The sequence below is a fragment of the Micromonospora sp. R77 genome (assembly GCF_022747945.1).
Taxonomy (GTDB): domain Bacteria; phylum Actinomycetota; class Actinomycetes; order Mycobacteriales; family Micromonosporaceae; genus Micromonospora.
Map to the genome: position 1 here is coordinate 1,653,182 of NZ_JALDST010000001.1, position 26,610 is coordinate 1,679,791.

Annotated in this window: 21 protein-coding genes, 1 tRNA gene and 2 pseudogenes; 9 read left to right on the top strand and 15 right to left on the bottom strand. The window is 73.6% G+C overall.

Annotated features, from left to right (window positions below; all coding sequences use genetic code 11):
- Window positions 1–103 precede the first annotated feature (103 nt).
- From MRQ36_RS07520 to argS, 5 genes are all read right to left on the bottom strand, one after another.
- On the bottom strand, window positions 104–3,373 hold the full coding sequence (locus MRQ36_RS07520; protein ID WP_242794142.1) for an efflux RND transporter permease subunit: 3,270 nt from the start codon (window positions 3,371–3,373) through the stop codon (window positions 104–106).
- Window positions 3,374–3,638: 265 nt separating this feature from the next.
- Entirely contained in the window at window positions 3,639–4,688 is a 1,050-nt protein-coding gene (gene thrC, locus MRQ36_RS07525; protein WP_242794143.1) for a threonine synthase, read from the bottom strand.
- 105 nt (window positions 4,689–4,793) lie between these two features.
- Window positions 4,794–6,119, bottom strand: coding sequence for a homoserine dehydrogenase (locus tag MRQ36_RS07530; protein WP_242794144.1), 1,326 nt, complete (start codon window positions 6,117–6,119; stop codon window positions 4,794–4,796).
- Window positions 6,116–7,498 (bottom strand): diaminopimelate decarboxylase, encoded by a 1,383-nt coding sequence (gene lysA, locus MRQ36_RS07535; protein ID WP_242794145.1) that lies wholly within the window; start codon window positions 7,496–7,498, stop codon window positions 6,116–6,118. The genes MRQ36_RS07530 and lysA overlap by 4 nt, the downstream gene beginning before the upstream one ends.
- 62 nt (window positions 7,499–7,560) lie before the next feature.
- A complete protein-coding gene (argS, locus tag MRQ36_RS07540) occupies window positions 7,561–9,225 on the bottom strand; it encodes an arginine--tRNA ligase (protein ID WP_242794146.1) in 1,665 nt (554 codons plus the stop codon).
- 99 nt (window positions 9,226–9,324) lie between these two features.
- On the opposite strand from argS, the gene MRQ36_RS07545 reads away from it, so the two are divergent.
- The 4 genes from MRQ36_RS07545 (at window position 9,325) to MRQ36_RS07560 (ending at window position 11,924) form a co-directional block, all read left to right on the top strand.
- Window positions 9,325–10,143 carry a DUF3105 domain-containing protein gene (locus tag MRQ36_RS07545; protein ID WP_242794147.1) on the top strand — a complete coding sequence of 273 codons (819 nt, stop codon included), beginning with the start codon at window positions 9,325–9,327 and terminating at the stop codon, window positions 10,141–10,143.
- Window positions 10,144–10,153: 10 nt separating this feature from the next.
- Complete coding sequence (locus MRQ36_RS07550) at window positions 10,154–10,822, top strand: DUF305 domain-containing protein (protein WP_242794148.1); 669 nt, start codon at window positions 10,154–10,156, stop codon at window positions 10,820–10,822.
- Between the two features lie 172 nt (window positions 10,823–10,994).
- A complete protein-coding gene (locus MRQ36_RS07555; RefSeq protein WP_242800912.1) occupies window positions 10,995–11,687 on the top strand; it encodes a winged helix-turn-helix domain-containing protein in 693 nt (230 codons plus the stop codon).
- A gap of 165 nt (window positions 11,688–11,852) precedes the next feature.
- Window positions 11,853–11,924 (top strand) — tRNA-Arg (locus MRQ36_RS07560).
- 61 nt (window positions 11,925–11,985) lie between these two features.
- On the opposite strand, the gene ligD is transcribed toward MRQ36_RS07560, so the two are convergent.
- Window positions 11,986–12,945: a non-homologous end-joining DNA ligase gene (gene ligD / locus MRQ36_RS07565; RefSeq protein WP_242794149.1), complete on the bottom strand. Its 960-nt coding sequence runs from the start codon at window positions 12,943–12,945 to the stop codon at window positions 11,986–11,988.
- 80 nt (window positions 12,946–13,025) lie between these two features.
- On the bottom strand, window positions 13,026–13,799 hold the full coding sequence (locus MRQ36_RS07570) for an isocitrate lyase/phosphoenolpyruvate mutase family protein (RefSeq protein WP_242794150.1): 774 nt from the start codon (window positions 13,797–13,799) through the stop codon (window positions 13,026–13,028).
- A 438-nt stretch (window positions 13,800–14,237) separates the two neighbouring features.
- On the opposite strand from MRQ36_RS07570, the gene MRQ36_RS07575 reads away from it, so the two are divergent.
- Window positions 14,238–14,783: a TetR/AcrR family transcriptional regulator gene (locus tag MRQ36_RS07575; RefSeq protein WP_242794151.1), complete on the top strand. Its 546-nt coding sequence runs from the start codon at window positions 14,238–14,240 to the stop codon at window positions 14,781–14,783.
- 33 nt (window positions 14,784–14,816) lie between these two features.
- The gene (locus MRQ36_RS07580) at window positions 14,817–16,997 is read left to right on the top strand and encodes an MMPL family transporter (protein WP_242794152.1); all 2,181 of its coding nucleotides are present in this window, start codon (window positions 14,817–14,819) and stop codon (window positions 16,995–16,997) included.
- Between the two features lie 103 nt (window positions 16,998–17,100).
- Here the strand turns inward: MRQ36_RS07580 and MRQ36_RS07585 are convergent, their stop codons facing one another.
- Window positions 17,101–18,357 carry an erythromycin esterase family protein gene (locus tag MRQ36_RS07585; protein ID WP_242794153.1) on the bottom strand — a complete coding sequence of 419 codons (1,257 nt, stop codon included), beginning with the start codon at window positions 18,355–18,357 and terminating at the stop codon, window positions 17,101–17,103.
- Between the two features lie 69 nt (window positions 18,358–18,426).
- On the opposite strand from MRQ36_RS07585, the gene MRQ36_RS07590 reads away from it, so the two are divergent.
- Window positions 18,427–18,618 carry a DUF2795 domain-containing protein gene (locus MRQ36_RS07590; RefSeq protein WP_242794154.1) on the top strand — a complete coding sequence of 64 codons (192 nt, stop codon included), beginning with the start codon at window positions 18,427–18,429 and terminating at the stop codon, window positions 18,616–18,618.
- Window positions 18,619–18,672: 54 nt separating this feature from the next.
- Here the strand turns inward: MRQ36_RS07590 and MRQ36_RS07595 are convergent.
- The 6 genes and pseudogenes from MRQ36_RS07595 to MRQ36_RS07620 form a co-directional block, all read right to left on the bottom strand.
- A pseudogene (locus MRQ36_RS07595) lies at window positions 18,673–20,224 on the bottom strand (molybdopterin-dependent oxidoreductase).
- A gap of 29 nt (window positions 20,225–20,253) precedes the next feature.
- Window positions 20,254–20,892, bottom strand: a complete 639-nt coding sequence (locus tag MRQ36_RS07600; protein ID WP_242794155.1) for a fasciclin domain-containing protein — start codon at window positions 20,890–20,892, stop codon at window positions 20,254–20,256.
- Between the two features lie 156 nt (window positions 20,893–21,048).
- On the bottom strand, window positions 21,049–21,771 hold the full coding sequence (locus tag MRQ36_RS07605; protein WP_242794156.1) for an anti-sigma factor domain-containing protein: 723 nt from the start codon (window positions 21,769–21,771) through the stop codon (window positions 21,049–21,051).
- Window positions 21,768–22,232: an ECF RNA polymerase sigma factor SigK gene (gene sigK, locus MRQ36_RS07610; protein ID WP_308194787.1), complete on the bottom strand. Its 465-nt coding sequence runs from the start codon at window positions 22,230–22,232 to the stop codon at window positions 21,768–21,770. The genes MRQ36_RS07605 and sigK overlap by 4 nt, the downstream gene beginning before the upstream one ends.
- A gap of 248 nt (window positions 22,233–22,480) precedes the next feature.
- Window positions 22,481–23,266, bottom strand: a pseudogene (gene erm / locus MRQ36_RS07615) (ErmE/ErmH/ErmO/ErmR family 23S rRNA (adenine(2058)-N(6))-methyltransferase).
- A 357-nt stretch (window positions 23,267–23,623) separates the two neighbouring features.
- Window positions 23,624–24,526: a Gfo/Idh/MocA family protein gene (locus MRQ36_RS07620; protein WP_242800914.1), complete on the bottom strand. Its 903-nt coding sequence runs from the start codon at window positions 24,524–24,526 to the stop codon at window positions 23,624–23,626.
- A 178-nt stretch (window positions 24,527–24,704) separates the two neighbouring features.
- Here MRQ36_RS07620 and MRQ36_RS07625 point away from each other — a divergent pair, with 178 nt between their 5' ends.
- Window positions 24,705–25,100, top strand: coding sequence for a hypothetical protein (locus MRQ36_RS07625; RefSeq protein ID WP_242794157.1), 396 nt, complete (start codon window positions 24,705–24,707; stop codon window positions 25,098–25,100).
- Entirely contained in the window at window positions 25,093–25,539 is a 447-nt protein-coding gene (locus MRQ36_RS07630) for a hypothetical protein (RefSeq protein WP_242794158.1), read from the top strand. Before MRQ36_RS07625 ends, MRQ36_RS07630 begins: the two co-directional genes overlap by 8 nt.
- 215 nt (window positions 25,540–25,754) lie before the next feature.
- On the opposite strand, the gene fabG is transcribed toward MRQ36_RS07630, so the two are convergent.
- Window positions 25,755–26,513 (bottom strand): 3-oxoacyl-ACP reductase FabG, encoded by a 759-nt coding sequence (gene fabG, locus MRQ36_RS07635; protein WP_242794159.1) that lies wholly within the window; start codon window positions 26,511–26,513, stop codon window positions 25,755–25,757.
- Between the last annotated feature and the right edge of the window lie 97 nt (window positions 26,514–26,610).

Here is a 26,610-nt window from a genome sequence, read left to right on the forward strand (position 1 = left end):
GGCGAACCGACACCCCACATTATGTGTCGGCTCGCACACGGTGCGGAGTCGGACACCCGACGCCGGGTGGCCCGACCCCGCACCGGGGCGCGGGAACCGGGCGTCACTCCGCCGGCGGCAACGGGGATTGACGACTCCGGGGCAGGCGCAGCACCTCGAACTGGTCCGTACCGTCGACCAGGGCCGCGGAGGGCCGGGCCGGCGGCTCCGCGACCGGACCGTCCGCCGCGGCCGCCGCGGGCCGATCGGCCGGTGCGGCCGGCGCGGCGGATGCCGTGGGTACGGCCACCGGCGTCGACGGCGGCGTGGTCGCACCGGTACGCCGGGCCCGCCGCTGTCGCAGCGACTCCTTCGTACGTTCCACCATCGTGTAGAGCGTCGGCACCAGGATCAGCGTCAGCAGCGTCGAGCTGAGCAGGCCGCCGATCACCACCACGGCCAGCGGCTGCGAGATGAAGCCGCCCTCGCCGGTGAGGCCGAACGCCATCGGCAGCAACGCGAAGATCGTCGCCACCGCGGTCATCAGGATCGGCCGCAGCCGACGCCGGCCGCCCTCGACCACCGCCTCGGTGACGCCCATCCCCTGCGCCCGGTACTGGTTGATCAGGTCGAGCAGCACGATCGCGTTGGTGACCACGATGCCGACCAGCATCAGCACGCCGATCAGCGCCGGGACGCCGAGCGGCGTGCCGGTGGCCAGCAGCAGCCCGATCGCACCGGTCGCCGCGAACGGGATGGAGATCAGCAGGATCAGCGCCTGGCTCAGGCTGCGGAACGTACCCACCATGATCAGGAAGACGATCGCGATCGCGGCCAGCACCGCCAGCCCCAGGTCGGCGAAGGCGTCCTTCTGGTCGGCGCTCACCCCGCCCACCGTGAACGTCGCCCCCGGCACGTCCAGGTCGTCGAGGCGCTTCTGCAGCTCGGCGGTGGTGGCACCGAGGTTCGAGCCGGTGGCCGTACCGGTGACGGAGACGCTGCGCTCGCCGTCGATCCGGGTCACCTGCTGCGGCCCGTCGACCTGGGCGACGTCGGCGATGTCGTCCAGCTTGACCGGGCCCACCGGCAGGGCGCGCAGCTCCGCCACGGTCAGCGGCGGCCGGCCACCCCCACGCAGCACCACGTTCTGCACCGTGCCGTCCAGGGCGACCTGCCCGAGCGGCGCACCCCGGTACGCCTGCGCGACGATCTGCCCCACGGCCGCCTCGCTCAGCCCCACCCGGGCCGCGGCGACCCGGTCGACGGTGACGTCGACCCGGGGCACCCGGTCGGCCAGCGTGGTGGCGACGTCCTCGACGTCCGGCGTACCGGCCATCGCGTCGCGGGCGGCCTCGGTGGCGCGGGTCAGCGTCTCCGGGTCGGCGGCCTGCACGACCACCTCGAGCTGGTTGGCCGACGCCCCGCCCTGCCCCGCGCCGAAGCTCAGCTCGCCGACCTCCGGGCCGAGCGCGTCGAACTCCGTACGCAGCTTCCGCTTCACCGCGGCGGCGTCGCTGTCCTCGTCGAGGGCCACGTTGAAGGTGGCGGTGTTGTTGCCGCCGCCACCCGCCCACGGCTGGTCGCTGCCGCCCGCGCTCACCTGGTACGTCCGCACGCCGTCGGTCCGCCCGAGCACCTGCTCGACCTTCGCGGCGGCCTGGTCTGTGCCGGCCAGGCCGGTCCCGGCGGGCAGCTCCTGGCGGATGGTCAGGGTGTCCTGACCGGAGTCGTCCAGGAAGTTGGTCTCCAGCTTCTGCGCCAGCCCGAAGGTGCCGAACAGCACGAGCAGCCCCAGCCCGACGGTGATCCAGCGGGTCTTCCGGGACCCGGTGGCGAACCCGATCGCCGGCAGGTACGCCCGCTGCAACGGGCTGCGCAGCTCCTTCTCGGCGGCCCGGCGGGCGACGTCGTCGCCGGCACCGGCCCGGCGCGGCCTCAGGAACCAGTACGCGAGCACCGGGATGACGGTCAGCGAGACCAGCAGCGAGGCGAGCAGGGCCACCGTGACGGTGATCGCGAACGGCGCGAAGAGCTGGCCGACGAAGCCGCCGACCAGCGCGATCGGCGCGAAGACGGCCACCGTGGTCAGGGTCGAGGCGGTCACCGCGCCGGCCACCTCACGGACGGCGGTGAGGATGGCGTCCCGCTTCGGCTCGCCGTACTCCAGGTGCCGTTTGATGTTCTCCAGCACCACGATGGAATCGTCGACCACCCGGCCGACGGCGATGGTCAGCGCGCCGAGGGTGAGCAGGTTGAGCGAGTAGTCACCGGCCCAGAGCGCGATCAGCGCGACCAGCACCGACAGCGGGATGGAGACCGCGGTGACCAGCGTGGAGCGGACGCTGAGCAGGAAGACCAGGATCACCACGACGGCCATCAGCAGGCCGAGCAGGCCCTCGGTGGTCAGGCTCTCGATGGACCGCTCGACGAACGGGGCCTGGTCGAACACGACGGTCAGCTCCGCGCCGGAGGCGGCCTTCAGGTCGTCCAGCCGGTCGCGGATCTCGTGCGAGATCTGCACGGCGTTGCCGTCCGGGGTCGCGGTGACCGCGATGCCGAGGCTGGGCTTGCCGTTGGTGCGGGTGAGCGCGGTGGCCGGGGCCAGTTCCTGCTTCACCTCGGCCACGTCGCCGAGGCGCAGCGGGGCCGCCGGGGCGGTGCTGACGACGATGCCGCGCAGGTCGTCCACGGTGCGGATCGGGGTGCCCACCTGCACCGGCAGCGAGCGGCTGCCGTCGGCGACCGCGCCGGCCGGGAGCGCCACGCCGTTGGTCTTGAGCGCCTGGGCCAGCGCGGTGGGCGCGAGCCGGGCGGCGGCGAGCTTCGCCGGGTCGGGGGTGACCACCACGACCTGGTCGCGGGTGCCGGTCACGTCGACCGTCCGGACCCCGTCCAGTCCCTCCAGCTCGGGTACGACGGTCCGGCGCAGCTTCTCCGCCAGTGCGCGCTCGTCGTCCCCGCCGGTCGCGGCGACCACCACGGCGGGCAGGTCGTCGGTGCTGCCGGCCAGGACCTGCGGGTCGACCCCCTCGGGCAGCTGCGCGTCGATCCGGTTCAGCGCGGTCTGCATCTTGTTGACCACGTCGTCCAGGTCGGTGCCGAACTCGTACTGGACGGTGACCGTGGTGGAGCCCTCACGGGAGGTCGAGGTGACCTTCTCCAGGCCGGGGATGCCCTGGAGGCTGTTCTCGATCGGCTCGGTGACCTGCGACTCGACGATCTCCGGCGCGGCACCCGGGTAGCCGGCCACGATGAAGGCGGCGGGGAACTCCAGCGACGGCAGGAGCTGCTGCTTCAGCGACGGTACGGCGTACACGCCGAACGCCGTGACCACCAGCGCGATGAGGGCGACCAGCCCTCGGTTGAGGAGGCTGAACCTGGCGAGCAGCGACATCGGCGTGACTCACTCCTGAGGGAAAGGGTCTACGGGGTATGCAAAGCATGCCGGACCCGATCTTCCCCACTCCCGCCCACCCCCGCTGCCCCATCCGGCCCCACCACCCGCGCACTCCCCACCCCACCCCACCCCGGTCCACGCGTCGATCATGGAGTTAGCGGTCGGGAAAGCGCATGCCGACCCAGCCAACCCCATGATCACCGCGCCGGACGGGAGGCGACGCGGGTGGGGTGGGGTGGGGTGGGAGGCTCGGGGGGTCGGGTTAGGCGAGGTCTAGGGAGCGGGCGGCGGCCAAGGGGTCGTTGGCGATGGTGACCGGGGCGGGGGCGGTGGAGATGGCCCACTCCGGGTCCTTGAGGCCGTGGCCGGTGACCGTGCAGACCACCGTCGAGCCGGCGGGGACCCGGCCGGCGGCGGCCTGCTGGAGCAGCCCGGCCACGCTGGCCGCGCTGCCCAGCTCGACGAAGACGCCGACCTCGCGGGCCAGCAGCCGGTACGCCGACAGGATCTCCCGGTCGGTGACCGCGGCGATCAGGCCCTGCGAGGCGTCCCGGGCGTCGACGGCCTTGGTCCAGCTCGCCGGATTGCCGATCCGGATCGCGGTGGCGATGGTGGACGGCTCGTGCACCACCTGGCCGGTGACGATCGGCGCGGCCCCGGCGGCCTGGAAGCCGTACATCTTCGGGGCCTTCGTGGCGTTGCCCTCGTGCAGGTCCTCCGAGTAGCCCATCCAGTAGGCGGAGACGTTGCCGGCGTTGCCGACCGGCAGGCAGTGGATGTCCGGCGCGTCACCGAGCGCCTCGACGATCTCGAAGGCGGCGGTCTTCTGCCCGTGCAGCCGGTCGATGTTGACCGAGTTGACCAGGGCCACCGGGTAGTCCTGGGCGAGCTTGCCGGCCAGCCCCAGGCAGTCGTCGAAGTTCCCCTGGACCTGGAGCAGCTTGGCGCCGTGCACCAGCGCCTGGGCCAGCTTGCCCAGCGCGATCTTGCCCTGCGGCACCAGCACCGCGCAGGTGATCCCGGCCCGGGCCGCGTACGCCGCGGCGGAGGCGCTGGTGTTGCCGGTGGAGGCGCAGATGATCGCCTTGTTGCCCGCCTCGACCGCCTTGGAGACGGCGACGGTCATCCCCCGGTCCTTGAACGAGCCGGTCGGGTTGGCGCCCTCGACCTTCAGGTAGACGTCGCAGCCGAGCCGGGCGGAGAGCACCGGGGCCGGCAGCAGCGGGGTGTTCCCCTCGTGCAGGGTGACGACGGGAGTGGCGGCGGTGACCGGCAGCCGGTCCCGGTACGTCTCGATCAGGCCCCGCCACATGTCGCTCTCCTCGCCTCTTGCGGCTGTGTCGTCCACCAAGCGTGGACCAGCCTTCCGCACCGCCCACCGGCACACCTGTGGATAACCATCAGGCGGGACGGAAGGCTACGCCCCGCCCTCGACCCGCAGCACGCTCGCCACCGAGCGGACGATGTCCAGGCCACGCAGCTCACGTACGGTGGCCGCGAGCGCGGCGTCCGGTGCCACGTGGGTGACGATGACCAGATCGGCGTCGTCGCCCCGACCGGCCGGCCCGCCGCCCGCGGGGCCCTGCCGCACGGTGGCGATCGATACGTCGTGCCGGGCGAAGACGCCCGCCACGGCGGCCAGCACACCCGGCCGGTCGGCCACGTCGAGGCTGATGTGGTAGCGGGTCAGCGCCTCGCCCATCGGCCGCACCGCCAGGTCGGCGTACGCGGACTCGCTGGCCGCGTGCACGCCCGCGAGCCGGTTGCGGGCCACCGCCACCACGTCGCCGAGGACGGCGCTGGCGGTCGGTGCGCCGCCCGCGCCCCGGCCGTAGAACATCAACTCACCGGCCGCCTCCGCCTCGACGAAGACGGCGTTGAACGCGTCGCCGACACTGGCCAGGGGGTGGCCGAGCGGGATCATCGCCGGGTGCACCCGGACGCTGACCGTCTCGCCGCCCTGACCGTCGGTGCCCCGGGCGGCGATGCAGAGCAGCTTGATGGTGCAGCCCATCGCCTTGGCGCTGGCCACGTCGGCGGCGGTCACCTCGGTGATGCCCTCGCGGTGCACGTCGGCGGCGGTCACCCGGGTGTGGAAGGCCAGCGAGGCGAGGATGGCGGCCTTCGCGGCGGCGTCGAAGCCCTCCACGTCGGCGGTCGGGTCCGCCTCGGCGTACCCCAGCTCGGTGGCCTCCTCCAGCGCCTCGGCGAAGCCGGCGCCGGTGGCGTCCATCGCGGAGAGGATGAAGTTGGTGGTGCCGTTCACGATGCCGGTGACCCGGTTGATCCGGTCCCCGTGCAGCGACTCGCGCAGCGGGCGCAGCAGCGGGATCGCCCCGGCGACGCTGGCCTCGTAGTAGAGATCGGCGCTGCCCTCGGCGGCCGCGTCGTGCAGCGAAGCGCCGTCCTCGGCGAGCAGCGCCTTGTTCGCGGTGACCACGCTCTTGCCGGCGCGCAGCGCCTCCACCAGCCAGGTGCGGGCCGGCTCGATGCCGCCGACCATCTCCACCACGACGTCCACGTCGTCCCGCTTGATCAGCCCGAGCGGGTCGGTGGTGAACAGGGCCGGGTCCACCGGCAGGTCGCCCCGGTCCCGGCCGACCCGACGGACGGCGATCCCGGCGATCTCCAGCGGGGCGCCGATGCGGGCGGCGAGATCGGCCGACTGCTCGTGCAGCAGGCGTACCACGTCGCTGCCGACCGTGCCGCAGCCGAGCAACGCCAAGCGGACAGGTGAGGTCATCCGACATCCAATGCGAGCAGGTCTTCTTCGGTTTCCCGCCGGACGATCAGACGCGCCCGACCGTCGCGGACGGCGACGACCGGGGGCCGCGGGACATGGTTGTAGTTGCTGGCCATGCTCCGGCAGTACGCCCCGGTGCCGGGCACCGCGACAAGATCTCCGGGCTGCACGTCGGCGGGCAGGAATTCATCCTTCACCACGATGTCCCCGGACTCACAGTGCTTTCCCACCACGCGGGCGAGCAGCGGCTCGGCCGCCGAGGCCCGGCTGGCCACCGTCGCCGAGTACGACGCGTCGTAGAGCGCGGTCCGGATGTTGTCGCTCATCCCGCCGTCGACGCTCACGTACGTCCGCAGCCCGTCGAGGTCCTTCACCGTGCCGACCTCGTAGAGGGTGAACACGGCCGGCCCGACGATGGCCCGACCCGGCTCGATCGACAGGTGCGGTACGGCCAGCTGCTCGGCCGCGCACTCGCCGTCGACGATCTTGCGGAGCCGCTTGGCCAGCTCGTGCGGCGTGGCCGGGTCGTCCTGCGTGGTGTACGCGATGCCGAAGCCGCCGCCCAGGTCCAGCTCGGGCAGCTCCACCCCGCGCGCGTCGCGGATCTGCGCCTGGAGGGCCAGCACCCGGCGGGCGGAGACCTCGAAGCCGCTGGTGTCGAAGATCTGCGACCCGATGTGCGAGTGCAGCCCGCGCAGCTCCAGCACGCCGGAGTCGATGACCTTGAAGGCCGCCGCGGCGGCCGCCCCACCGGCGAGCGAGAAGCCGAACTTCTGGTCCTCGTGGGCGGTGGCGATGAACTCGTGGGTGTGCGCCTCCACGCCGACGGTGACCCGGATCAGCACCCGGGGGCGGACGCCGCGCTCGCGGGCCAGCGCGGTGAGCCGGTCGATCTCGGTGAACGAGTCGAGGATGATCCGGCCCACCCCGGCGTCCAGCGCCCGGCCCAGCTCGGCCACGGACTTGTTGTTGCCGTGGAAGCCGATCCGCTCCGCCGGCATCCCCGCCGACAGCGCGGTGGCCAGCTCGCCACCGGTGCAGACGTCGAGGAACATGCCCTCCTCGGCGATCATCCGGACCACCGCGCGGCAGAGGAACGCCTTGCCCGCGTAGTAGACGTCGGCGTCCGGGAAGGCGGCCCGGAAGTCGCGGCAGCGCGACCGCAGGTCGTCCTCGTCCAGGACGTACACCGGGGTGCCGTACTCGGCGGCGAGGTCGCGGACGTCGAGCCCCGCGACGGTGAGCGCGCCGTCGGCGCCCCGGGTGACGTGCTGCGGCCAGAGCTGCGGCACCAGGGCGTTGACGTCGCCCGGGGGCCGCAGCCACGGCGGCCGGCTGCCGATGTCACCGTGCAGCGCCCCGGCTTCATGCGCACGCATCAGCTACCTCCGCTTCGCGACTGCGGGGCTCGCAAGCTCACTCCTCGCGCTCGCACGAACGGTCACATCCTCTCGGGGGCGGAGACGCCCAGCAGGCGCAGCCCGTTGGCGATGACCACCCGGGTGGCGTCGTTCAGCCAGAGCCGGGCCCGGTGCAGGTCGGTGACCTCCTCGTCGCCGCGCGGCAGGATCCGGCAGTTGTCGTAGAACCGGTGGTAGGCCCCGGCCAGCCGCTCCAGGTAGCGGGCGACCTGGTGCGGCCCGCGCAGCTCCGCCGCCGTGGCGACCACGGCCGGGAACTCGGCGAGCGCCTTGAGCAGCTCGTTCTCCTTCTCGTGGGAGAGCAGCTCGGCGTGGAAGTCGGCGGCGTCCCCCCGGGTCAGCCCCACCTCGGCGGCGTTGCGCCCGACGCTGGCGGTCCGGGCCGCGACGTACTGGACGTAGTAGACGGGGTTGTCGCGGGTGGCCCGGGTCCACAGCTCCACGTCGATGTCGATCGGCGAGTCGCTGGAGTAGCGGGCCAGCGCGTAGCGGGAGGCGTCCACCCCGATCGCGTCGACCAGGTCCTCCAGGGTGACCACGGTGCCGGCCCGCTTGCTCATCCGGACCGGGGCGCCGTCGCGGACCAGGTTGACCAGCTGGCCGATGAGGATTTCCAGGTTGCGCTCCGGGTCGTCGCCGAAGCACGCCGCCATCGCCTTCATCCGGCCGATGTAGCCGTGGTGGTCGGCGCCCAGCATGATCACGACCCGGTCGAAGCCGCGCTCGCGCTTGTCGAGGTAGTAGGCGCAGTCGGCGGCGAAGTAGGTCCATTCGCCGTTGGACTTGCGCAGCACCCGGTCCTTGTCGTCGCCGAAGTCGGTGGTGCGCAGCCAGGTCGCCCCGTCGGACTCGAAGACGTGCCCCTGCTCGCGGAGCCGGGCGAGGGCCTGGTCCAGCTCGCCCCGGTCGTGCAGGTCCTTCTCGTTGAAGTAGGTGTCGAACTCGACGCCGAAGTCGCGCAGCGAGGACTTGATCTCGGTGAACATCAGCTGCACGCCCTCGACCCGGAACACCTCCTGGGCGGCGTCGTCGCCGAGCTCCAGCACGTCCGGCCGGCGGTTGCGCACCTCGGTGGCGATCTCGGCGATGTACGCCCCGCCGTAGCCGTCCTCGGGGGCCGGCTCACCCTTCGCGGCGGCGAGCAGGGACCGGGCGAAGCGGTCGATCTGCGAGCCGGCGTCGTTGAAGTAGTACTCGGTCCCCACGTCGGCGCCGGTGGCGCGGAGCAGCCGGCTGAGCGCGTCGCCGACGGCCGCCCAGCGGACCCCGCCGATGTGCACCGGCCCGGTCGGGTTCGCCGAGACGAACTCCAGGTTGATCTTCTGGCCGGCGAGGGTGTCGCTGCGGCCGTACTCCGGGCCGGCCTCCACGATCACCTTGGCGAGCTGCCCGGCGGCGGCCGCGTCGAGCCGGATGTTGAGGAAGCCCGGGCCGGCGATCTCCACCGACTTGATCCCCGGCGCCCGGCCGAGCTGCTCGGCCAGCGCGGTGGCCAGCTCCCGCGGCGGGACGCCCACCTTCTTGCTGAGCTGGAGCGCCAGCGTCGAGGCGTAGTCGCCGTGCTCGGGGTTGCGGGGCCGCTCGACGACCGTCTGCGCGGGCAGCGCGGAGCTGTCCAGCCCCCGGTCGGTGAAGACGGCGTGGGCTGCGGAGAGGACGACCTCGGCGAGTTCTGCGGGAGTCACCGAACCATGTTATCGGGGGTAGACTCGGGCACCGCGGCGGCGACCCAGCATGTGAACAGGCCCGCCGGCTCCCCTGACCGACCGACCTGACGAGGCCCGATGAGCATCAGCACCCCGGGCGGCCCGGAACGCCGCCCGACCGTGGTCAGCACCGGCAAGAAGCCGGCCGCCGGCCGGCCCGCCGCTGCCGACAAGCCGTCCGGCGACAAGGCCGGCAAGGGCACGCCACGGCAGGCCGGGGGCGGCAAGGGCCGCAAGCCGATCACGCCGGTCAAGGTGAGCCAGGGCCGCAACTGGGGTCCGATCGCCCTCTTCGTCGCGGTCGGTGTGCTCGCCGCCGGCATCATCGGGTACGGCGCGTACGCCGCGGTCCAGGGCTCCAAGCCGTGGGACAAGCGGGCCGACGCCATCGACGGCATCGTCGACTTCCGCAAGAAGGACAAGGACCTGGTCAAGGGCGGCAACCACCAGCCGGGCCCGATCAAGTACTCGGTGCTCCCGCCGGTCGCCGGCCCGCACAACGCCGCCTGGCAGAACTGCATGGGCGACGTCTACGACGCCCCGATCGCCAACGAGCACGCGGTGCACAGCCTGGAGCACGGCACCGTCTGGATCACCTACCGTCCGGACCTGCCGGCCGACCAGGTGGCCAAGCTGAAGGCCAAGGTGCAGGGCAAGGAGAAGCTGATGCTCAGCCCGTTCGAGGGGCTGGACAAGCCGATCTCGCTGCAGGCCTGGGGCTTCCAGCTGAAGGTCGACAACGCCGACGACGGCCGGATCGACGAGTTCATCAAGACCCTCCGGGTCAACGCCTCCATCGAGGGCCCGAACGCCAACTGCGCCCAGGGCGTCACCGCCACCGGCACCACCCCGCGTGATCTGGGCGACCAGATGGGCGACCAGCCGGTCCAGCAGTAAGGACATCACGATGACCGCTGCTCCCGTGACGGAGAGCGCGCCGGAGGAGACACCGGCCACCGACGACGGTGGCCGGGGCTCCGTGCGCCGGTTCGGCACGCTCGCGCTGGCCGCCGCCGTCGTGGTCGGCCTCCTCCTGGGGTACGCGGGCGGTCTGCTCACGCCGACGTTCACCCGGCCGGGCGAGAACTCCGCCGAGGCGGGCTTCGCCCGGGACATGAGCACCCACCACGCCCAGGCGGTGGCGATGGGGCTGATGGCCTTCCAGCAGGGCGAGGACGCCGAGGTACGGCAGATCGGCGGGGACATCGCCACCGGCCAGCAGGGCGAGATCGGCACCATGCAGACCTGGCTGCGTTCGTGGAGGTTGGACCCGACGGGCACGCAGCCGGCGATGGCGTGGATGCCGGACGGCGCCGGGCTGGTCAGGAACGGCCTGATGCCGGGCATGGCGACGCCGGAGCAGATGGCGAAGCTGCGCGAGGCCAAGGGACGCGCGTTCGACGTGCTCTTCCTCCAGATGATGATCCAGCACCATCTGGGCGGCATCCACATGATCCAGGGGATCCTGGACGAGGGGCACGACAAGGACGTGCTGGCGGTGGCGCAGGTCATGAAGAACACCCAGCAGACGGATCTGACCAACCTGCAGGCCGCGCTCAAGCGCCTGGGCGGCTGATCCGCGTACCACCCGCTCGGCAGGGGCCCGCGTCGTCCGCGACGCGGGCCCCTTCGCTACCGCCGCCCGCACCGCTCCGTGCCGCCTTGGGGCGTATGTCCGATTGAGCTGCTTGGAGAGTTTTCTACCCACATATCGTGACCAGTTGCGATTCGGGCTCGTTGCGCAGGACGTGGGGGTTGCACTCAGAGACGCAGGGCGCTCGGTCACCAGTTGGTGCCGGCGCCACACCATCGGCGGTGACGGGGCGGTGGCAGCCGTCCGTCGCGGACAGCGGCAGGGTGAGTCGGGAACGCTCAGCCGCGAACAGGAACTCGAACTGATCGACGTGCTGCGGGGCGTCCACCCCGACGAGTTCGGCCTGGACGAGGAGCTCTGGACGCGACAGAGCCTGACCAGCCTCATTCAGCGCCGCTTCGACCTGGCGATGGACGCCGGGACGGTCTCGGCGTACCTGCGGGCCTGGGGGTTGGGTCCGCGCGAGCCCCGGGAGCGGGCCTGCGGGCTCTGCGTCGGCGCCGTCGAGCGCTGGGTACGCCTGGAGTACCCGGCCATCACCCGGGCCGCCCAGGAACACCAGGCCGAGATCTACTGGATCGGCCGGGTACGCCTGCGCGGCACCATGCCGGCGGCCGACGTGATCTCGGCGGTCTCCTCCCGGGGGCGGGTCCGTTTCATGATCACCACTCCGTCGGTGGACCCGCCGCTGCCCCGCGACTTCGTGCTGCGGCTCAGCGGCGCCGAGGAGCGCACCGTGCACCTGATCGTCGACGGCTCCTGGCCCCGCAACGAGTGGCCCCGCCGACTCCCCCGCCGCATCGCCCTGCACCCCCTCCCCAGCTGCGGTCGCCCCCTGGCCGCCTGACCCACCCCACCCGACCCCAGCTCGATGATCATGAGGTTGGCGGCGATGTCGATCTCCGTTACTGCCGTCAACCCCATGATCACCGGAAATGGATGGGGTTGGGGGCGCGCCGGATACCGATTCGGTGATCGGGGAGGGGGTTTGCTACTCTTCTCGGGTCGCTGAGCCCCCGTAGCTCAGGGGATAGAGCACCGCCCTCCGGAGGCGGGGGCGCAGGTTCGAATCCTGCCGGGGGCACCGGACGCGAGAAGCCCGGACCGAGTCGGTCCGGGCTTCTTCGCATCCCGGGCGGAGACCGTCAGCCGGCCTCGCGGCGGGCCTTCGCCCGGCGTTTCCCCTCGTGCATGGCCTGCACCCGGGCCACCGGGATGGTCCGCCCCTCGGCGACCAGGTCGGGCGGCAGGGACTGCGGCGCGGGCAGCGCCTCCGCCCACGGGTCCCGCTCGGCGACCAGCGCCGGCACCGTCCGTACGGTGAAGTCGGCCGGCGTCACCGAGGTCAGGTCGTCCCAGCCCACCGGGTACGACACCGGCGTGCCCGGCCGCACCCGAGGGCTGTACGCGGCCACCACCGTCGCCCCGTGGGCCCGGGTCGAGTCGACGAAGACCCGGCCGCCCCGGTCCGCCACGATGAACGCGGTGGTGGCGAGCGCGGGGTCGAGCCGTTCGGCGTGGACGGCGAGGGCCCGGGTGGCGGCTGCCGCCTCCTCGGCGGTGGTCGCCGGTGCCACCGGCACGATCACGTGCACCCCCTTCGCGCCGCTGGTCTTCACCGCCCCGGCCAGGCCGGCGTCGGTGAGCGCCCGGCGGACGAGCAGGGCGGCCCGGACCGCCATCCCGAACGAGTCACCCGGCGGCGGGTCCAGGTCGAGCACCAGGTGGGTGGGGTGGTCGGACTCCCCCGCGCGGCGCAACGTCGGGTGGTACTCCACGGCACGCTGGTTGGCGAACCAGAGCAGCGTCCGGCGATCGTCGCAGAGCGCGTACGAGATGCTCCGGTGCGACGCCTCCGCCCAGACCGAGGTGCGGCGCACCCAGTCGGGGGTGTACTTCGGCAGGTTCTTCTGCATGAACGGCTCCTGCCCGGGCCGCACCCGGACGACCGAGAGCGGCCGGTCCCGCAGCTCGGGCAGGATCCGCTCCCCGACGGCATCCAGATAGTCGACCAGGTCACGCTTGGTCGCCCCGGCCCCGTCGAAGAGCGGTTGGTCCAGGTTGGTCAGTGACACCCCGTCGCGGGTCTCGTCAGCGGCACCCATCCGCCCACCTTCCCGGCCCGTCGACCCGGAGGCAACCCGACGCGGCGACGACTCCCGATTCCCCTCCGGCGGACGGTGGTTCAGGAGCCGAACGGATCCGCGCCCGCGCGGATGGCGGCGAGCAGCTCGGCGGCGCGGGCGCGGGCGGTGGCGTACACCCGGGAGCCGTAGCTGATCCGGGCCACGCCGAGGGCGGCCAGCTCGGCTGGGGCCGGTGCGCCGGGGCGTGCCAGCACGTTCACCGGGCCGGCCACCTCGGTCACCAGGGTGCGGATCTCGTCGGGGTCGGCCAGCACGATCGGATAGACGCTGTCCGCGCCGGCCGCCAGATAGCAGCGGGCCCGGCGGACCGCCTCGGCGAGCCGACCCTCGGCCGGTCCGGCGGCCTGCAGGTGGACGTCCACCCGGGCGTTGAGCACCAGGTCCACGCCGGCGTCCCGGGCCGCCGCCCGGATCCCGGCGAGCAGGTCGGCCTGCTCCTGCGGGTCGTACAGCGCACCGGTGCGGGGGTCGGAGTCCTCGATGTTGCAGCCCACCGCGCCGGTGCCGAGCAGCCGCTCGACCAGTTCGGCGGGGCGCAGGCCGTACCCCCGTTCGAGGTCGGCGGTGACCGGGACCTCGACGGCCGCGGCGACCCGGGCCACCGCGGCGAACATCTCGTCGACCGGGGTGGCCTCGCCGTCGGCGTGGCCGAGCGCGTCGGCGACCGCACCGCTGCTCGTCGCCACGGCCGGGAAGCCGGCGGCCACGACGGCGCGGGCCGAGCCGGCGTCCCAGGCGTTGGGGAGGATCAGCGGGTCACCGGGGCGGTGCAGCGCACGCAGCGCGGCGGCCCGGTCGCTCAGCTCGCTCATGCGCCGATTCTCGCCGGATCGGCGACCGCGCCGGAGTGCCAATCCAGCGGCGCTGGACTGCGCCGATTCTCGATGGACTCAGCCGGTTCGGACGTCGATCTCCGCCTGGTCCGGACGACCGGCGGTCGGCGAGCCGGCCTGGGGCACGTCCGCGCGTCCGGCGGCAGACACGGCTCTGCACGAGCACGGCGTCCCGGCTCGGCCGGGGCCGGCAGGGGGGTCGCAGGCGCACGTCGGTCCGGTAGCGGGGTGGGTTGGGGTGACTACGAGTTTGATGACGTAGCTGAATCAGCCGTCGTACGGGCCGCGATTCATGCACGTCATCAAACTTGTAGCGGGCGAAAGGTGACCCGCCGCCGCCACGCTGTGGCGAACGCCACCCAATCCGTCTGACCGATCGGTCAGGTGCTGACCGATCGGTCAGGCATGCTGGTGGACATGGCTCGTGCGATACCGGAGACCCACGGCGAGATCCTCGCCGCGGCGGGGCGGCGATTCGCCGTCACCGGCTACAAGGGCACCTCGTTGCAGGACATCGCCCGCGAGGTCGGCTGCTCCAAGGCCACCGTGCTCTACCACTTCGCCAACAAGGAGGCGCTCCTCTGCGAGCTGATGGCACCCGCCATCGCCCTGCTGGAGGAACTCGACGCGCGGATCGCCGCCAGCCCGGCGGCGGACGCCCAGCGGGTCGCCGCCGAGGGCTTCGTCGACCTGGCGGTGCGCTTCCGGCGGGAGATCGCGCTGCTCCGCGGCGAGTTCCCCGACCTGCTCCAGCAGCCGGCGTTCGCGCACATCCAGCAGATCTCCGAACACCTGGTCGCGGCGTTCGCCGGCCACTCCGACCGGCCGGCGGCGCGGATCGCCGCGCTGGTCGTCCTCGCCGGGATCGCCGAGACCTGCGGCGAGTTCCTCGACATCCCCGACGACGAGTTGCGGCCCGCCCTGCTGGCCGTGGCCTGTCGCGCGCTCGAACCCACCACCTGACCCAGTTCCGACCCCGAGGACAAAGGAACCTTCATGGCCACCCTGCTGTACCGGCTCGGCCGGGCCTCGTTGCGCCGCCGATGGCTCGTCGCCGTCGTGTGGCTCGTCGTACTCGTCGGCCTCGGCGTGGCCGCGGCGACGCTGCGCGGCCCGACGGCGAGCAACTTCACCATGCCCGGCACCGAATCGCAGCGCGCGATCGACCTGCTCGCCGACCGCTTCCCGGCGGCCAGCGGGGCCACCGGGACCATCGCGGTCAAGGCTCCACAGGCCGGCCAACTGCTCAGCCCCGAGGGGCAGGCGGTGGTCAAGCAGGTCACCCAGGAGGCGGCCACCCTGCCCGGCGTGGTCGGCGCGGTCGACCCGTACCAGGTCAAGGCGCTCACCCCGGACGGCCGGTACGCGCTGATCCAGGTGCAGTTCGCCGGCCGGGCCGACGACGTGACCGACGACCAGCGCACCGCGTACGAGCGGGTCGGCGCGCAGGCCGAGGCGCAGGGGTGGCAGATCGCCCCCGGCGGTGAGGTGCTCAACGGCGAGCCGGAGGTCGGCTCGACCGAGGCGCTGGGCGTGGTGGTCGCCGCGATCGTCCTGGTCGTCACCTTCGGCTCGCTGGTCGCGGCCGGGATGACCATGCTGAACGCGCTGATCGGCGTGGGTGTCGGCATGGCCGGGCTGTTCGCGCTCAGCGGCGTCGTCGAGCTGACCAGCACCGCGCCGATCCTGGCCCTGATGCTGGGCCTCGCCGTCGGCATCGACTACTCGCTCTTCATCACCTCCCGGCACCGGCAGAACCTGCTCGACGGGCTCTCCCCCGAGGAGGCCGTCGGCCGGGCGGTCGGCACGGCCGGCTCCGCCGTGGTCTTCGCCGGCGCGACCGTGGTGATCGCGCTCGCCGGTCTCGCGGTGGTGGACATCCCGTTCCTCACCGTGATGGGTCTGGCCGCCGCCGGTACGGTCACCGTCGCCGTGCTGGTCGCGATCACCCTGGCCCCGGCCCTGCTCGGCTTCGCCGGCCGCCGGGTGCTCCCCCGCAAGCTGCGCGGCCGGGAGGCCGTCGAGTCCGACGCCACCGGCTCGGAGGACCGCTCCGGCTTCGGCTTCCGCTGGGCGCACTGGGTGACGAAGCTGCGGATCCCGGTGATCCTGGTCGGCCTGCTCGGGCTCGGGCTGCTCGCGCTGCCCGCGCAGGACATGCGGCTGGCCCTGCCGGACGCGTCCACGGCGGCGGAGGGCAGCCCGGCCCGGGTCAGCAACGACCTGATCCGGGAGGGCTTCGGCCCCGGCTTCACCGGCCGGCTCGCGGTGGTCGTCACGGCCGACTCCCCGCAGGCCACCCAGGCCGCCGTCCCGCAGGTCGCGGCGCTGATCCAGCGGACCGACGGGGTGCTGGCGGTGGCCCCGCCGCAGACGGACCCGACCGGTCGCACCGCGCTGCTCGGGGTCATCCCGAAGACCGGCCCGACCGACGAGGCCACCGAGACGCTGGTGCACGACATCCGCCGCCAGGTCGCCGACGTGTCGGGGGCCGAGGTGCTGCTGACCGGCGTCACCGCGATCGGCATCGACGTGTCGGAGAAGCTCTCCGACGCCCTGCCGGTCTATCTGCTGCTGGTGGTGGGGCTCTCCATCCTGCTGCTGATGCTGGTGTTCCGCTCGATCCTGGTGCCGGTGAAGGCCGCGCTGGGCTTCCTGCTCACCGTGGCGGCCACCTTCGGCATCACCGTGGCGGTTTTCCAGCAGGGGCACCTCGCCGACCTGGTGGGGCTGGACACCCCCGCCCCGCTGATCAGCTTCCTGCCGATCCTGCTCATCGGCATCCTGTTCGGGCTGGCCATGGACTACGAGGTCTTCCTGGTCTCCCGGATGCGGGAGGACTTCGTGCACGGGGACACCGCCCGGCAGGCCACCATCAACGGCATGGGGCACGGCGCCCGGGTGGTCACCGCCGCCGCGCTGATCATGATCTCGGTGTTCAGCGGCTTCGTCTTCCTCGACGACCCGGTGATCAAGTCGATGGGCTTCGCGCTCGCGGTCGGCGTCGCCATCGACGCCTTCATCGTCCGCATGACCATCGTCCCCGCCGTCATGTCGCTGCTGAACACCGCCGCCTGGTGGATCCCCCGCTGGCTGGACAAGCTCCTCCCCAACGTCGACGTGGAGGGCGAAGGCCTCCGCACCCACCTGGCCGACCGCGAACCCGCCAACGTCTGACCCTGCCCGCCAACCCTGTCGATCATGGAGTTGTGGTGGCCCGACAAAGCCGCGAAAGCGACTTCACGGGCACCACAACTCCATGATCACCGCCAACAGGGCGTCACACGCCGGCGGGGAAGGTCTCCATCTCGCCGGGGGTGGTGAGGGCGGGGAGCGGGTGCAGGGCGGTGGTCTGGTCGCACCAGATGAAGGCGTCGTAGCGGTCGGCCAGACGGGTGGGGACGTAGTTGCCCCAGGACTCGAAGCTCGGGTCGTAGACCACGCCGATGGCGCGGTGGTCGGTCGGCGTGGTGACCCAGTCCGGCTGGTCCGGGCCGCCGAAGACCAGTACCGCCTGCTCCGGCATCAGCTCGTGCAGCCGCCGCTCCACCGAACCCTCCCGGGCCGGCGGGACCACCATCGCCTCGGCCGGTGAGCCCCAGCGCGGCGCGGCCACCACGGTCCCCGAGTAGCTGCCGAAGCCGACCAGCGCCACCGTTTCCGGGCCGTGCCGCTCCCGGGCCAACTGGCCGATGTTCACCATGCCGTCGGCGGCCATGTCGGTCGCCCGGGCGTCCCCCACGTGCGTGTTGTGCGCCCAGACGATGCCGCGGGCCTCCGGGCCGTACCGGTCCAGCAGCCGGTCCAGGGTGTCGGCCATGTGGATGTCCCGGACGTTCCACGACTCCGGGCCGCCGCCGACCATCGCCCGGTAGTAGCGTTCCGCGCCGGCCACCACCTCCGCGTTCTGCCAGGCCGAGAAGCGGTCCGGGCCGTCCGCCGCGGCCTGTTCCCGGGTACGCGCCAGCAGCCGTACCACCTCCTCCTCGCAGCGGGCGGAGACGAAGCGGCTGGCCGTCCCGTAGTCCTCGACCCGCTTCCCGTACGGCTCGAAGCAGCGGTACGCCTCCTGCGCCGCCTCCAGCGAGGTCGGATCCTCCTCGCCCAGATAGTCGAAGATCGCCTGCATCGACTCCCACAGGCTGTAGACGTCGAGGCCGTGGAAGCCGGCCCGCTGCCCCTCGGGACGTTCCAGGTTCCAGGCGCGCAGCCAGCGGGTGAAGCGGGCCACCTCGGCGTTGGACCACATCCAGGTGGGCCACCGTTCGAAGCGTTCCAGGGCGAGCTGCGGGTCGGCCGCGCCGCCCGGGGCACCGACCACCGAACGGTGCACCCGGTCGCAGTCCGGCCAGTCCCCCTCCACCGCCACGAAGTCGAAGCCCTCCTCGGCGATGAGCCGTCGGGTGAGCTGTTCCCGCAGCCGGTAGTAGTCGTACGTGCCGTGGGTGGCTTCGCCGATCATCACGATCCGGGCGTCCCGGACGCGGGCCAGCAACGGGTCGAAGTCGCTCGGCGCGCCGAGCCGCTGTACGAGCATGCGGCGGGCTACCCGACCGCTGCTCCGACAAACCGGCATGCCGGCCGGCGGAACGGGTAGCCGCCCGGCATGACCGTCACCGGGGTGCAGTTGCAGGAGTACCTGGCCGGGCTCGACTATCCGGTCTCCCGCGAGGACCTGGTCCGGTGGGGCCAGGAGAACGGGGCCAGCACCGAGGTGTTGCAGCTGCTCATGGCGCTCCCGCCCGAGCAGTTCGACTCCCCCGCCGAACTGAGCGACGCGTTGAACTCACTGGCCTGAGCGCGTTAAGAAGGGGCCCCTGTACAACGGAATGCGTTAACAGAGGGCCCCTCCTTATCGCACGGTGGCGGTGATGGTGTGCCATCCGGTGGCGCCGGCCGGGAACGGCGGGCGGCGTTGCTCGGGCTGGGTGGCGCCGGTGCCGTCGGTGGCGCGTACCCGCAGGGTGTGCGCGCCGGCCGGGGCCGGCCAGTCGTACCGCCACTGGACCCAGGTGTCGGTGGACGGGGTGGGCAGCAGGCGGGCCGGCCGCCACGGGCCGTCGTCGACCGACACCTCCACCGCCGAGATGCCCCGGTGCTGCGCCCAGGCCACCCCGGCGACGCTGACCGTACCGGCGTCGAGCTGGGCGAACGGGGTCGGCCGGTCGATCCGGGAGGCGGTCCGCACCGGCGCGTCCCGGGCCCACCCCCGCCGCACCCAGTACGCGTCGAACGCGTCGAAGGTGGACACCTCCAGCTCGGTGACCCACTTGCAGGCGCCCGCGTAGCCGTAGACGCCGGGGGTGAGCATCCGCACCGGGAATCCGTGCGCGAACGGCAGGGGCGCACCGTCCATGCCGACGGCGAGCATCGCGTCCCGGCCGTCCAGCACGGTGGCCAGCGGGGTGCCGATGGTCATCCCCTCGGATGAGCGGGCCACCAGCTGGTCCGCGCCGGCCCGGATCCCGGCCCGGCGCAGCAGCGGCGCGAGCGGCGCGCCGAGCCACCGGGCGGTGCCCACGTACGGGCCGCCGACCTCGTTCGAGACGCAGCTCAGGGTGACGTCCCGTTCGATCAGGCCCCGGTCGAGCAGGTCGGCGAAGGTCAGCTCGATCGGCCGGTCGACCATCCCGTGCAGCCGCAGCCGCCAGGCGTCGACGTCCAGGCGGGGCACGGTCAGCGCGGTGTCCACCCGGTAGAAGTCGGCGGTGCGGGTGTGGAAGCCGGGGCGGTGCCCGGCGGCAGCGGCCAGGCCGGGTCCGCCGGGGCGGGCAGCCGGACCGCCGCCCGGGACCGGGCCGCGTCGGCCACGCCGGCCCGACGGAGCACCGCCGTACCGGCCCCGGCCAGTGCGGTCCCGGCCGCCACCAGCGCCGCGTTGCGGACCAGCTCCCGCCGGCCCGGCCCGACCGGTCCGCCCGTGCCGGACGGGTCGCCCGTGCCGGACATGTCGGCCGCACCCGGGGCCGGCGACGCGTCGGTGAGGCCGGGCAGGGGCAGCCGGTGCAGCAGGGTGGCGGCGACGGCCGCGCCGGCCAGGGCCGGCAGGGCGTCGGTCGGCCGGGCGTCGGTCGGGTCAGCGCGGCGGCCACGCCGACCGCGCCGAACAGCGCCGCCCCGAGCAGCCCGTACCGGGCCCGGCGGCGGGCCAGCACCCCGGTCGCGCCGGCCAGCACCCCCAGTGCCAGGCCGATCCCGGCCAGCAGCAACGGCTTGTCGTACGTGCCGAAGGTGCGGACCGCGAACTCCTTGACCGGGGTCGGTGCCCCGTCGATGACGGTGGCACCGACCGCGACCAGGGGTGCCGCCTGCGGGCGGGTCGCCGTGGCGAGCAGCTCCGCCACCGCCACGCCGGCCGCGGCGGCGAGCAGCCCCGCTCCGGCCGGTACGAGGATGCGGCGCACGGTGGACCTCCTCTGGACGACGGACCCGGTCAGGACTTCGGCATCAGCACGGTGTCGACCAGGTAGACGGTCGCGTTGGCGGTCTGCACGTTGCCGCAGACGACCATGGACTTCCCGTCGACGGTGAACTCGGTGCCGCTGCCGGCGACCGTCACCTCGCCGCCCTGGAGGGTCTTGTGCGCTCCGGCGAGCTGGTCGGGGCCGAGCTTCTCCGGCACCACGTGATAGGTGAGGACCTTCGTCAGCAGCGCCTTGTCGGCGAGCACCTTGTCCAGGTCGGCCTTGGGCAGCTTGGCGAAGGCGTCGTTGGTCGGAGCGAAGACGGTGGCGGCCGGCGCGCCGTTCAGCGAGTCGACCAGGCCGGCCTTCTTGACGGCGGTGACCAGGGTGCTCAGCAGCGGGTTGCCGGAGGCGGCGGTGGCAACCGGGACCTTCGCCATCGCCGCGAAGCTGCCCGGGTCGGCCGCGTCGGTCGGTACGGCGGCGCAGCCGGGGCCGAACTGACCGTCCATCATGGCCGGCGCGCTGGTCATCGGGGCACTGCTGGTCATCGGGGCACTGCTGGCCGGGGCGGCAGCGGTGTCGTCCCCGCCGTCGCTGCCGCAGCCGGCGGCGGCGAGGGCGAACACGGCGGCGGCGGCGACGGCGGTGAACCTGGTGGTACGCATCAGGATGGATCCCTCCATGTCATGAATCGCTGTCTCTGTCAGTGATTCGGCACCGTCGCCGCACCGGATGGGTGCGGACCGGAAAAGTTCTCCGGGAGCCGTCGCCGGACACGACAGCGCCCCGGCCGAACCTCGGCCGGGGCGCGTAGGAGCAGGTCAGGTGAGGGTGATCGCCACCAGTGGGTCCATCGTGGGCTGTCCCGACCCGCCGGCCGGCTCCTCGGTCACCCCGACGACGGCCCCGCCGCGTACGCCGCCGATCAGCACCGTCGCCGCGTTCCGCCCGGCCGGCAGGACACCCGCCGAGGCGGCGGTGCCGTCGGAGATGAGCCAGAGCTGGTAGGCCCGCCCGGAACCGGGCGTCGCCAACCCGGCCAGCGCCACCACGCCCTCGGCCCGGCCGGTGGAACTCACCACGGTCACCCGGCCGCCCGAGGGGACGAACGTCGAGCGGACCACCGCGTCCGGGGCGGCCAGCACCGCCCGGATCCGCTCGGTCTCGGCGCGGGCAGCCACGGTGGCCGCGTGCTCGTCGCGTACCCGCTGCTCCTGGACCAGCCAGGTGGCCGTGCCGGGCCGACGGCCAGGATGCCGGCGGCGACCGCCGCGGCGGTGCGCCGCCAGCGGGCCGGTGCCGGCGTCCCGCCCGGCGCGGCCGCTCCTGCAGGTACGGCGCACCGCCGCCAGCACCTCGTCGCGCAACCGGGGCGGCGGCACCGACCAGGTCGGTTCGGCGAGCCGGGCCGCCGCCTCGCGCAGCTCGGCCACCTCCAGCGTGCAGCTCTCGCAGCCGGCCAGGTGCCGGGCGAACGCCGCCCGCTCGACGTCGTCCACCGCGTCGAGCACGTACGCGCCGGCCAGCGCGTGGATGTCGGTCATCGGGCCACCTCCACTCCCAGGCAGTCGCGCAGCCGGATCAGGCCGTCCCGCATCCGGCTCTTCACGGTCGGCAGGGCGGCGCCGAGCAGGTCGGCCACCTCCCGGTAGCTGTGCCCGCCGTAGTAGGCGAGGGTGATCGCCTCCCGCTGCACCTCGGTCAGCGTGTCCAGGCAGCGGCGCACCTGCTGGCGTTCCAGCCGCGTCGCCGCCTCCTCGGCCACCTCGTCGTACGGGACGTGGCCGGAACCGGCGGCCACCCGGCGGGCCCGCTCGGCGCCGGCCTGCTCGGAGCGGACCCGGTCGACCGCCCGGCGGTGGGCCATGGTGAACACCCAGGCGGTCGCCGAGCCCCGGGCCGGGTCGAACCGCGCGGCGGTCCGCCAGACCTCGACCAGCACCTCCTGGGTGACCTCCTCGGCCTGCGCCGGGTCCCGCAGCACCCGGCGGGCCAACCCGTACACCCGGGGCGCGACGATCCCGTAGGGCCGCTCGAAGGCCGCCTCGTCGCCCCGGCCACCGCGCGCAGCAGCGCGTCGGCCTCGGCCCGGGGTCGGGGGCGGGCGGCCCGGCGGGCGGCCCGCAGCCGCGGACCGTCCGGCGACCCGCCGTCGGTCGGGTCGCCGGTGGTCATCGTGGGAAACCTTCTCTCCGGTCCGTCTGCCAGCACACCCGGCATTCGGAGCCGTCGCGCGCCCGGATGGGTGCGGGGTCAGCGCAGTAGCCGGGCCAGGGTGAGCCACTGCTCGGGCCAGACCTCGCCGACCAGGGTATCGGCGGAGAGCCGACCGCGCGCAGCGCCGCGTCGACCCGGGCCCGAGGATGGTGCCGGCGCAGCGAGCCGGCCAGCGAGCCACCGACCCCGGCGAACCCGGCCTCGACCAGCCGCCGGTACGCCGGCAACGCGTCCGGCGGCAGCAGCGGCTCCGGCCGGCGTTCCAGCCGCAGGATCCCGGCGTCCACCCGGGGCACCGGCCGGAACGCGGTCCGGGGCACCGTGCCGGCCAGCCGCCAGAAGTGCTCCGGCCAGCTCGGCACGGTCAGCCGGCTCCACCGGCCGGCGTGGCCGGTGCGCCGGCGGGCGTACTCCAGCTGGGTGAGCAGGGTGGCCGAGCGCAGCCGGTCGGCGGCGAGACACCAGGACCACCGCCGCGGTGAGCGACCACGGGATGTTGCCGACCACCGCGAACGGCTCGTCCGGCAGGACCGCGGCGAGGAAGTCGGCCTGCCGGGGACCACCCGCGGCAGGTCGCGCAGGCCGCCGCCAGTTGCGCGGCGGCGACCGGGTCGACCTCGTACGCGACCAGCCGGCGCACCGGGCGGCCAGCGGCCGGGTCAGCCGACCCCGGCCGGCCCCCACCTCCAGCAGCAGGCCGTCCGGGTCGGGTCGGGCCGCCCGGACGATCCGCGCGACGGCGGCCGGGTCGGCGAGGAAGTTCTGGGACAGTACGCGACGGGACCGGTCGCGTTCGGTGGCACGGGTACGGCGGGGCGCCATCTCGTCGTCCTGTCTGTCGCCGGGCGGCGACGGGACGGACAGGCGGCCGGCGGGCAGCCGGCATCGGGGCCTGTCCGAGCGAATGGGACTCGGACGGCCCTCGGCGCGGGCGGGATGCGGACAGCGGTCGCCGACCGACCGGCCGGCTGTCGGCCGGCGGCGGGACGGTGTTCCTGGTCGGATCAGGCGCGGGTCGCGTCCCGGCCGGCCGGGGCCGGACGCCGGACTCGCGGGCGGGCCACCTGCGGCGGGGCCCACGCGGCCGGCGTACCGACCACGTCGATCAGGGCATGCGTGGACATGCGGCGAGGCTAGCCGGGCCGACCGGCCGGTACGACCCGTTTTCCGCCCGCCCGGTCAGTCGACGGTGACGGTGCGCCCCTCGGTACGGGCGGTCTCGGCGGCGTCGAGCACCGCCACCACCTCCAGGCCGAACCGGACGTCGCAGCGATGGTCGCGGGTGCCCGCCTCGATCTCCTCCAGCAACTGGTCGATCGCGGTGCCGAACGCGGCGAGCACGCTGCCGTCGCCGGGCGGCACGACCTCGGTGCCGTTCTCGCCGAAGAAGACGAAGTCCCGGGTGACCGCCTCGGGCGGGGCGTCCAGGGTGAGCGAGAGGGTGCTGGTGGCGCCGCCGTCGTGGGTGAGCAGCAAATGCACCAGCCCGCTCGGGCCGTCCATCGCGGCGACCCGGGCGACCCGGCCGAGCACCGGCAGGACGATCGACAGCGCGTGCGGGCCGATGTCCCACAGCGCCCCCCGGTCGCGCCGCCACTGCGAGTTCCCGTACGGGTTCCCGGGCTGGTAGATGGAGGCGAACATGGTGGCCCGGGCGTGCTGCCAGCCCCCGGCGGCGGCGGTGGCGGCGAGGAAGCCGGTGACGTTCGGGTGGTAGCGCTGGGTGAAGAAGACCACGGACGCCACCCCGGACGCCTCGGTTGCCGCGACCACCCGGTCGGCGTCGGCGAGGCTGAGCGCCAGCGGCTTGTCCAGCAGCAGGTGCCGGCCCGCGGTGGCGGCCCGGGCGGCGATGTCGGCCTGCACGTCCGGCGGCAACGCGACCGCGACCGCGTCGCACGCCTCGATCAGCGCGTCGACGTCCTCGAAGACCGGTACGCCGTGCCGCTGCGCCAGCGCCGCGGCCTTCTCCGGGTCGCGCCCCCACACCCCGGCCAGCTCGGCCCGGGGATGCGCCCCGATCGCCGCCGCGTGGGTCTCCGCCGCCCAGTGACCGGTGCCGAACAAGCCGAACCGCAGCACGAGGACCCCCAGCGTCGTCACCCGCCACGGCGTGTCCGTGGCCGTGATCCACGCTAGTCGCCCGGACGCCCCGGTGCAGGCGACGGGGCCGGTCCGCGGCACCCGGCCCGGGCGACCGCCATTACTACGCCGGTTAGTAGGCTGTGCCGGTGATCGGGACTGCGGCGGGACGCCGCCGATGACCAGCGCGGCCGGGGCAGGCTCGCCGGTGGACGGACCCCTGGCGACGGCGACGATCGTGCTGTCGCTCGTACTCGCGGGATGGGCGCTGGTGGCGGCGGTCCGGCACCGGCCGCCGGACCGGGTGCAGTTCTACGGCCTGGCCGTGCTGGAGGCCGCGCTGCTGGTGCTGGCCGTGCTGGCGCTGGTCGCGCTCGGCGGTGGCGAACGCCCCGGCGAGCCCGGCGCCTTCTTCGGCTATCTGGTGACGCTGGTCTGCCTGCCGCCGCTGGCCTGGGTGCTGGCCCGGATGGAACCGACCCGCTGGGGCTCCGCGATCGTCTGCGCGATCTGCCTGGTGACGCCGGTCGTCGTGGTCCGGCTCCAGCAGACCTGGGAGGTGCTCGGTGGTTGAGCCGATCGGGCTGGACCCGGACGACGACCCTGCGCCGGCCCGCGAACAGGCCACCAACCGGGGGCCGGGCCGGCTGCTGATCGCGGTCTACATCCTGTTCGCCATCGCCGCGACCTCGCGCGCCGGCCTGCAGATCGCCACGAAGTTCGACGAGGCGCCGGTGGCCTACCTGCTCTCCGCCGTGGCCGCACTGATCTACATCGTGGCCGCCGTCGGGCTGGCGAAGGCCGGGCACACCGGCCGTCGGGTCGCCCTGGCGTGCTGCTCGGTGGAGCTGTTCGGGGTGGTCGCGGTGGGCATCCTCAGCCTGGCCGACCGGGCCCTCTTCCCCGACGAGACGGTCTGGTCGGACTTCGGCAGCGGCTACGGCTACATCCCCCTGCTCCTGCCCGTGCTCGGCCTCTTCTGGCTCTGGCGCACCCGCCGCGCTCCCGCCTGACACACCCACCCGTCCACCGCGCCCGCCCCGCACGCTCTCGCGCCTCTCGCGCCCGCGCCGCGCGCGCCCGCGCCGCGCGCGCCCGCGCCGCGCGCGCCCGCGCCCGCGCCGCGCGAGGCCACTGATTCACGGAAATCGGGGCTGTGGAACGCGGAATGGCCACTCTTTCCGGGAAAGAGTGGCCATTCGCGGAGGCGCGGAGGGGGCGGGGTGGGTCAGTCCTTGGGGCCGCCGGCTACGTAGATGACCTGGCCGGAGACGAAGGAGGCGCCCTCGCTGGCCAGGAACGAGATGGTGTGTGCGACGTCCTCGGGACGGCCGGTGCGGCGTACCGGGATCTCGCTCGCGGCGTGCTGCTGCAACGCCTCGAAGTCGACCTTCATCCGGGCGGCGGTGGCGGCGGTCATGTCGGTGACGATGAAGCCGGGCGCGACCGCGTTGACGGTCACCCCGAACGGGCCCAGCTCGATCGCCAGGGTCTTGGTGAAGCCCTGCATGCCGGCCTTGGCCGCGGCGTAGTTGGCCTGCCCCCGGTTGCCCAGCGCCGAGGTGCTGGAGAGGTTGACGATCCGGCCCCACTTCTGCTCGACCATGTGCTTCTGGGTGGCCTGGCTGAACAGGAAGGCGCCGCGCAGGTGCACGCCGAGCACGGTGTCCCAGTCCGCGTCGGTCATCTTGAACAGCAGGTTGTCGCGGAGCACGCCGGCGTTGTTGACCAGCACGGTGGGTGCGCCCAGCTCGGCGACGACCCGCTCGACGGCCGCCTCGACCTGGGACCGCTCGGCGACGTCCGCGCCGACCCCGAGCGCCCGGCCGCCGGCGGCGACGATGGCGTCCACGGTCTCCTTGGTGGCGGACTCGTCGATGTCGACGACCGCGACGGCCATGCCGTCGGCGGCCAGCCGGCGGGCGGTCGCCGCGCCGATGCCGCGCGCCGCTCCCGTCACGATGGCGACGCGGGTCTCCTCCGACATGATTACCTCCCGGTAACTTGGGCTCGATCGAAGGAGCTTAACCCAGGGGTACGCGAACCGGGCCGCCGCCGACGAGCGGCGGCGGCCCGGTACGTGG

Excerpts from the sequence above, each read along its gene's own strand:
- MRQ36_RS07520 (WP_242794142.1), bottom strand. The coding sequence starts at position 3,373 with ATGTCGCTGCTCGCCAGGTTCAGCCTCCTCAACCGAGGGCTGGTCGCC.
- thrC (WP_242794143.1), bottom strand. The coding sequence starts at position 4,688 with ATGTGGCGGGGCCTGATCGAGACGTACCGGGACCGGCTGCCGGTCACC.
- MRQ36_RS07575 (WP_242794151.1), top strand. The coding sequence starts at position 14,238 with ATGGCTCGTGCGATACCGGAGACCCACGGCGAGATCCTCGCCGCGGCG.
- MRQ36_RS07600 (WP_242794155.1), bottom strand. The coding sequence starts at position 20,892 with ATGCGTACCACCAGGTTCACCGCCGTCGCCGCCGCCGCCGTGTTCGCC.
- MRQ36_RS07530 (WP_242794144.1), bottom strand. The coding sequence starts at position 6,119 with ATGACCTCACCTGTCCGCTTGGCGTTGCTCGGCTGCGGCACGGTCGGC.
- MRQ36_RS07625 (WP_242794157.1), top strand. The coding sequence starts at position 24,705 with ATGACCAGCGCGGCCGGGGCAGGCTCGCCGGTGGACGGACCCCTGGCG.
- MRQ36_RS07545 (WP_242794147.1), top strand. The coding sequence starts at position 9,325 with ATGAGCATCAGCACCCCGGGCGGCCCGGAACGCCGCCCGACCGTGGTC.
- MRQ36_RS07580 (WP_242794152.1), top strand. The coding sequence starts at position 14,817 with ATGGCCACCCTGCTGTACCGGCTCGGCCGGGCCTCGTTGCGCCGCCGA.
- MRQ36_RS07590 (WP_242794154.1), top strand. The coding sequence starts at position 18,427 with ATGACCGTCACCGGGGTGCAGTTGCAGGAGTACCTGGCCGGGCTCGAC.
- ligD (WP_242794149.1), bottom strand. The coding sequence starts at position 12,945 with ATGGGTGCCGCTGACGAGACCCGCGACGGGGTGTCACTGACCAACCTG.
- MRQ36_RS07605 (WP_242794156.1), bottom strand. The coding sequence starts at position 21,771 with ATGACCGACATCCACGCGCTGGCCGGCGCGTACGTGCTCGACGCGGTG.
- MRQ36_RS07570 (WP_242794150.1), bottom strand. The coding sequence starts at position 13,799 with ATGAGCGAGCTGAGCGACCGGGCCGCCGCGCTGCGTGCGCTGCACCGC.
- fabG (WP_242794159.1), bottom strand. The coding sequence starts at position 26,513 with ATGTCGGAGGAGACCCGCGTCGCCATCGTGACGGGAGCGGCGCGCGGC.
- MRQ36_RS07550 (WP_242794148.1), top strand. The coding sequence starts at position 10,154 with ATGACCGCTGCTCCCGTGACGGAGAGCGCGCCGGAGGAGACACCGGCC.
- MRQ36_RS07585 (WP_242794153.1), bottom strand. The coding sequence starts at position 18,357 with ATGCTCGTACAGCGGCTCGGCGCGCCGAGCGACTTCGACCCGTTGCTG.
- lysA (WP_242794145.1), bottom strand. The coding sequence starts at position 7,498 with ATGCGTGCGCATGAAGCCGGGGCGCTGCACGGTGACATCGGCAGCCGG.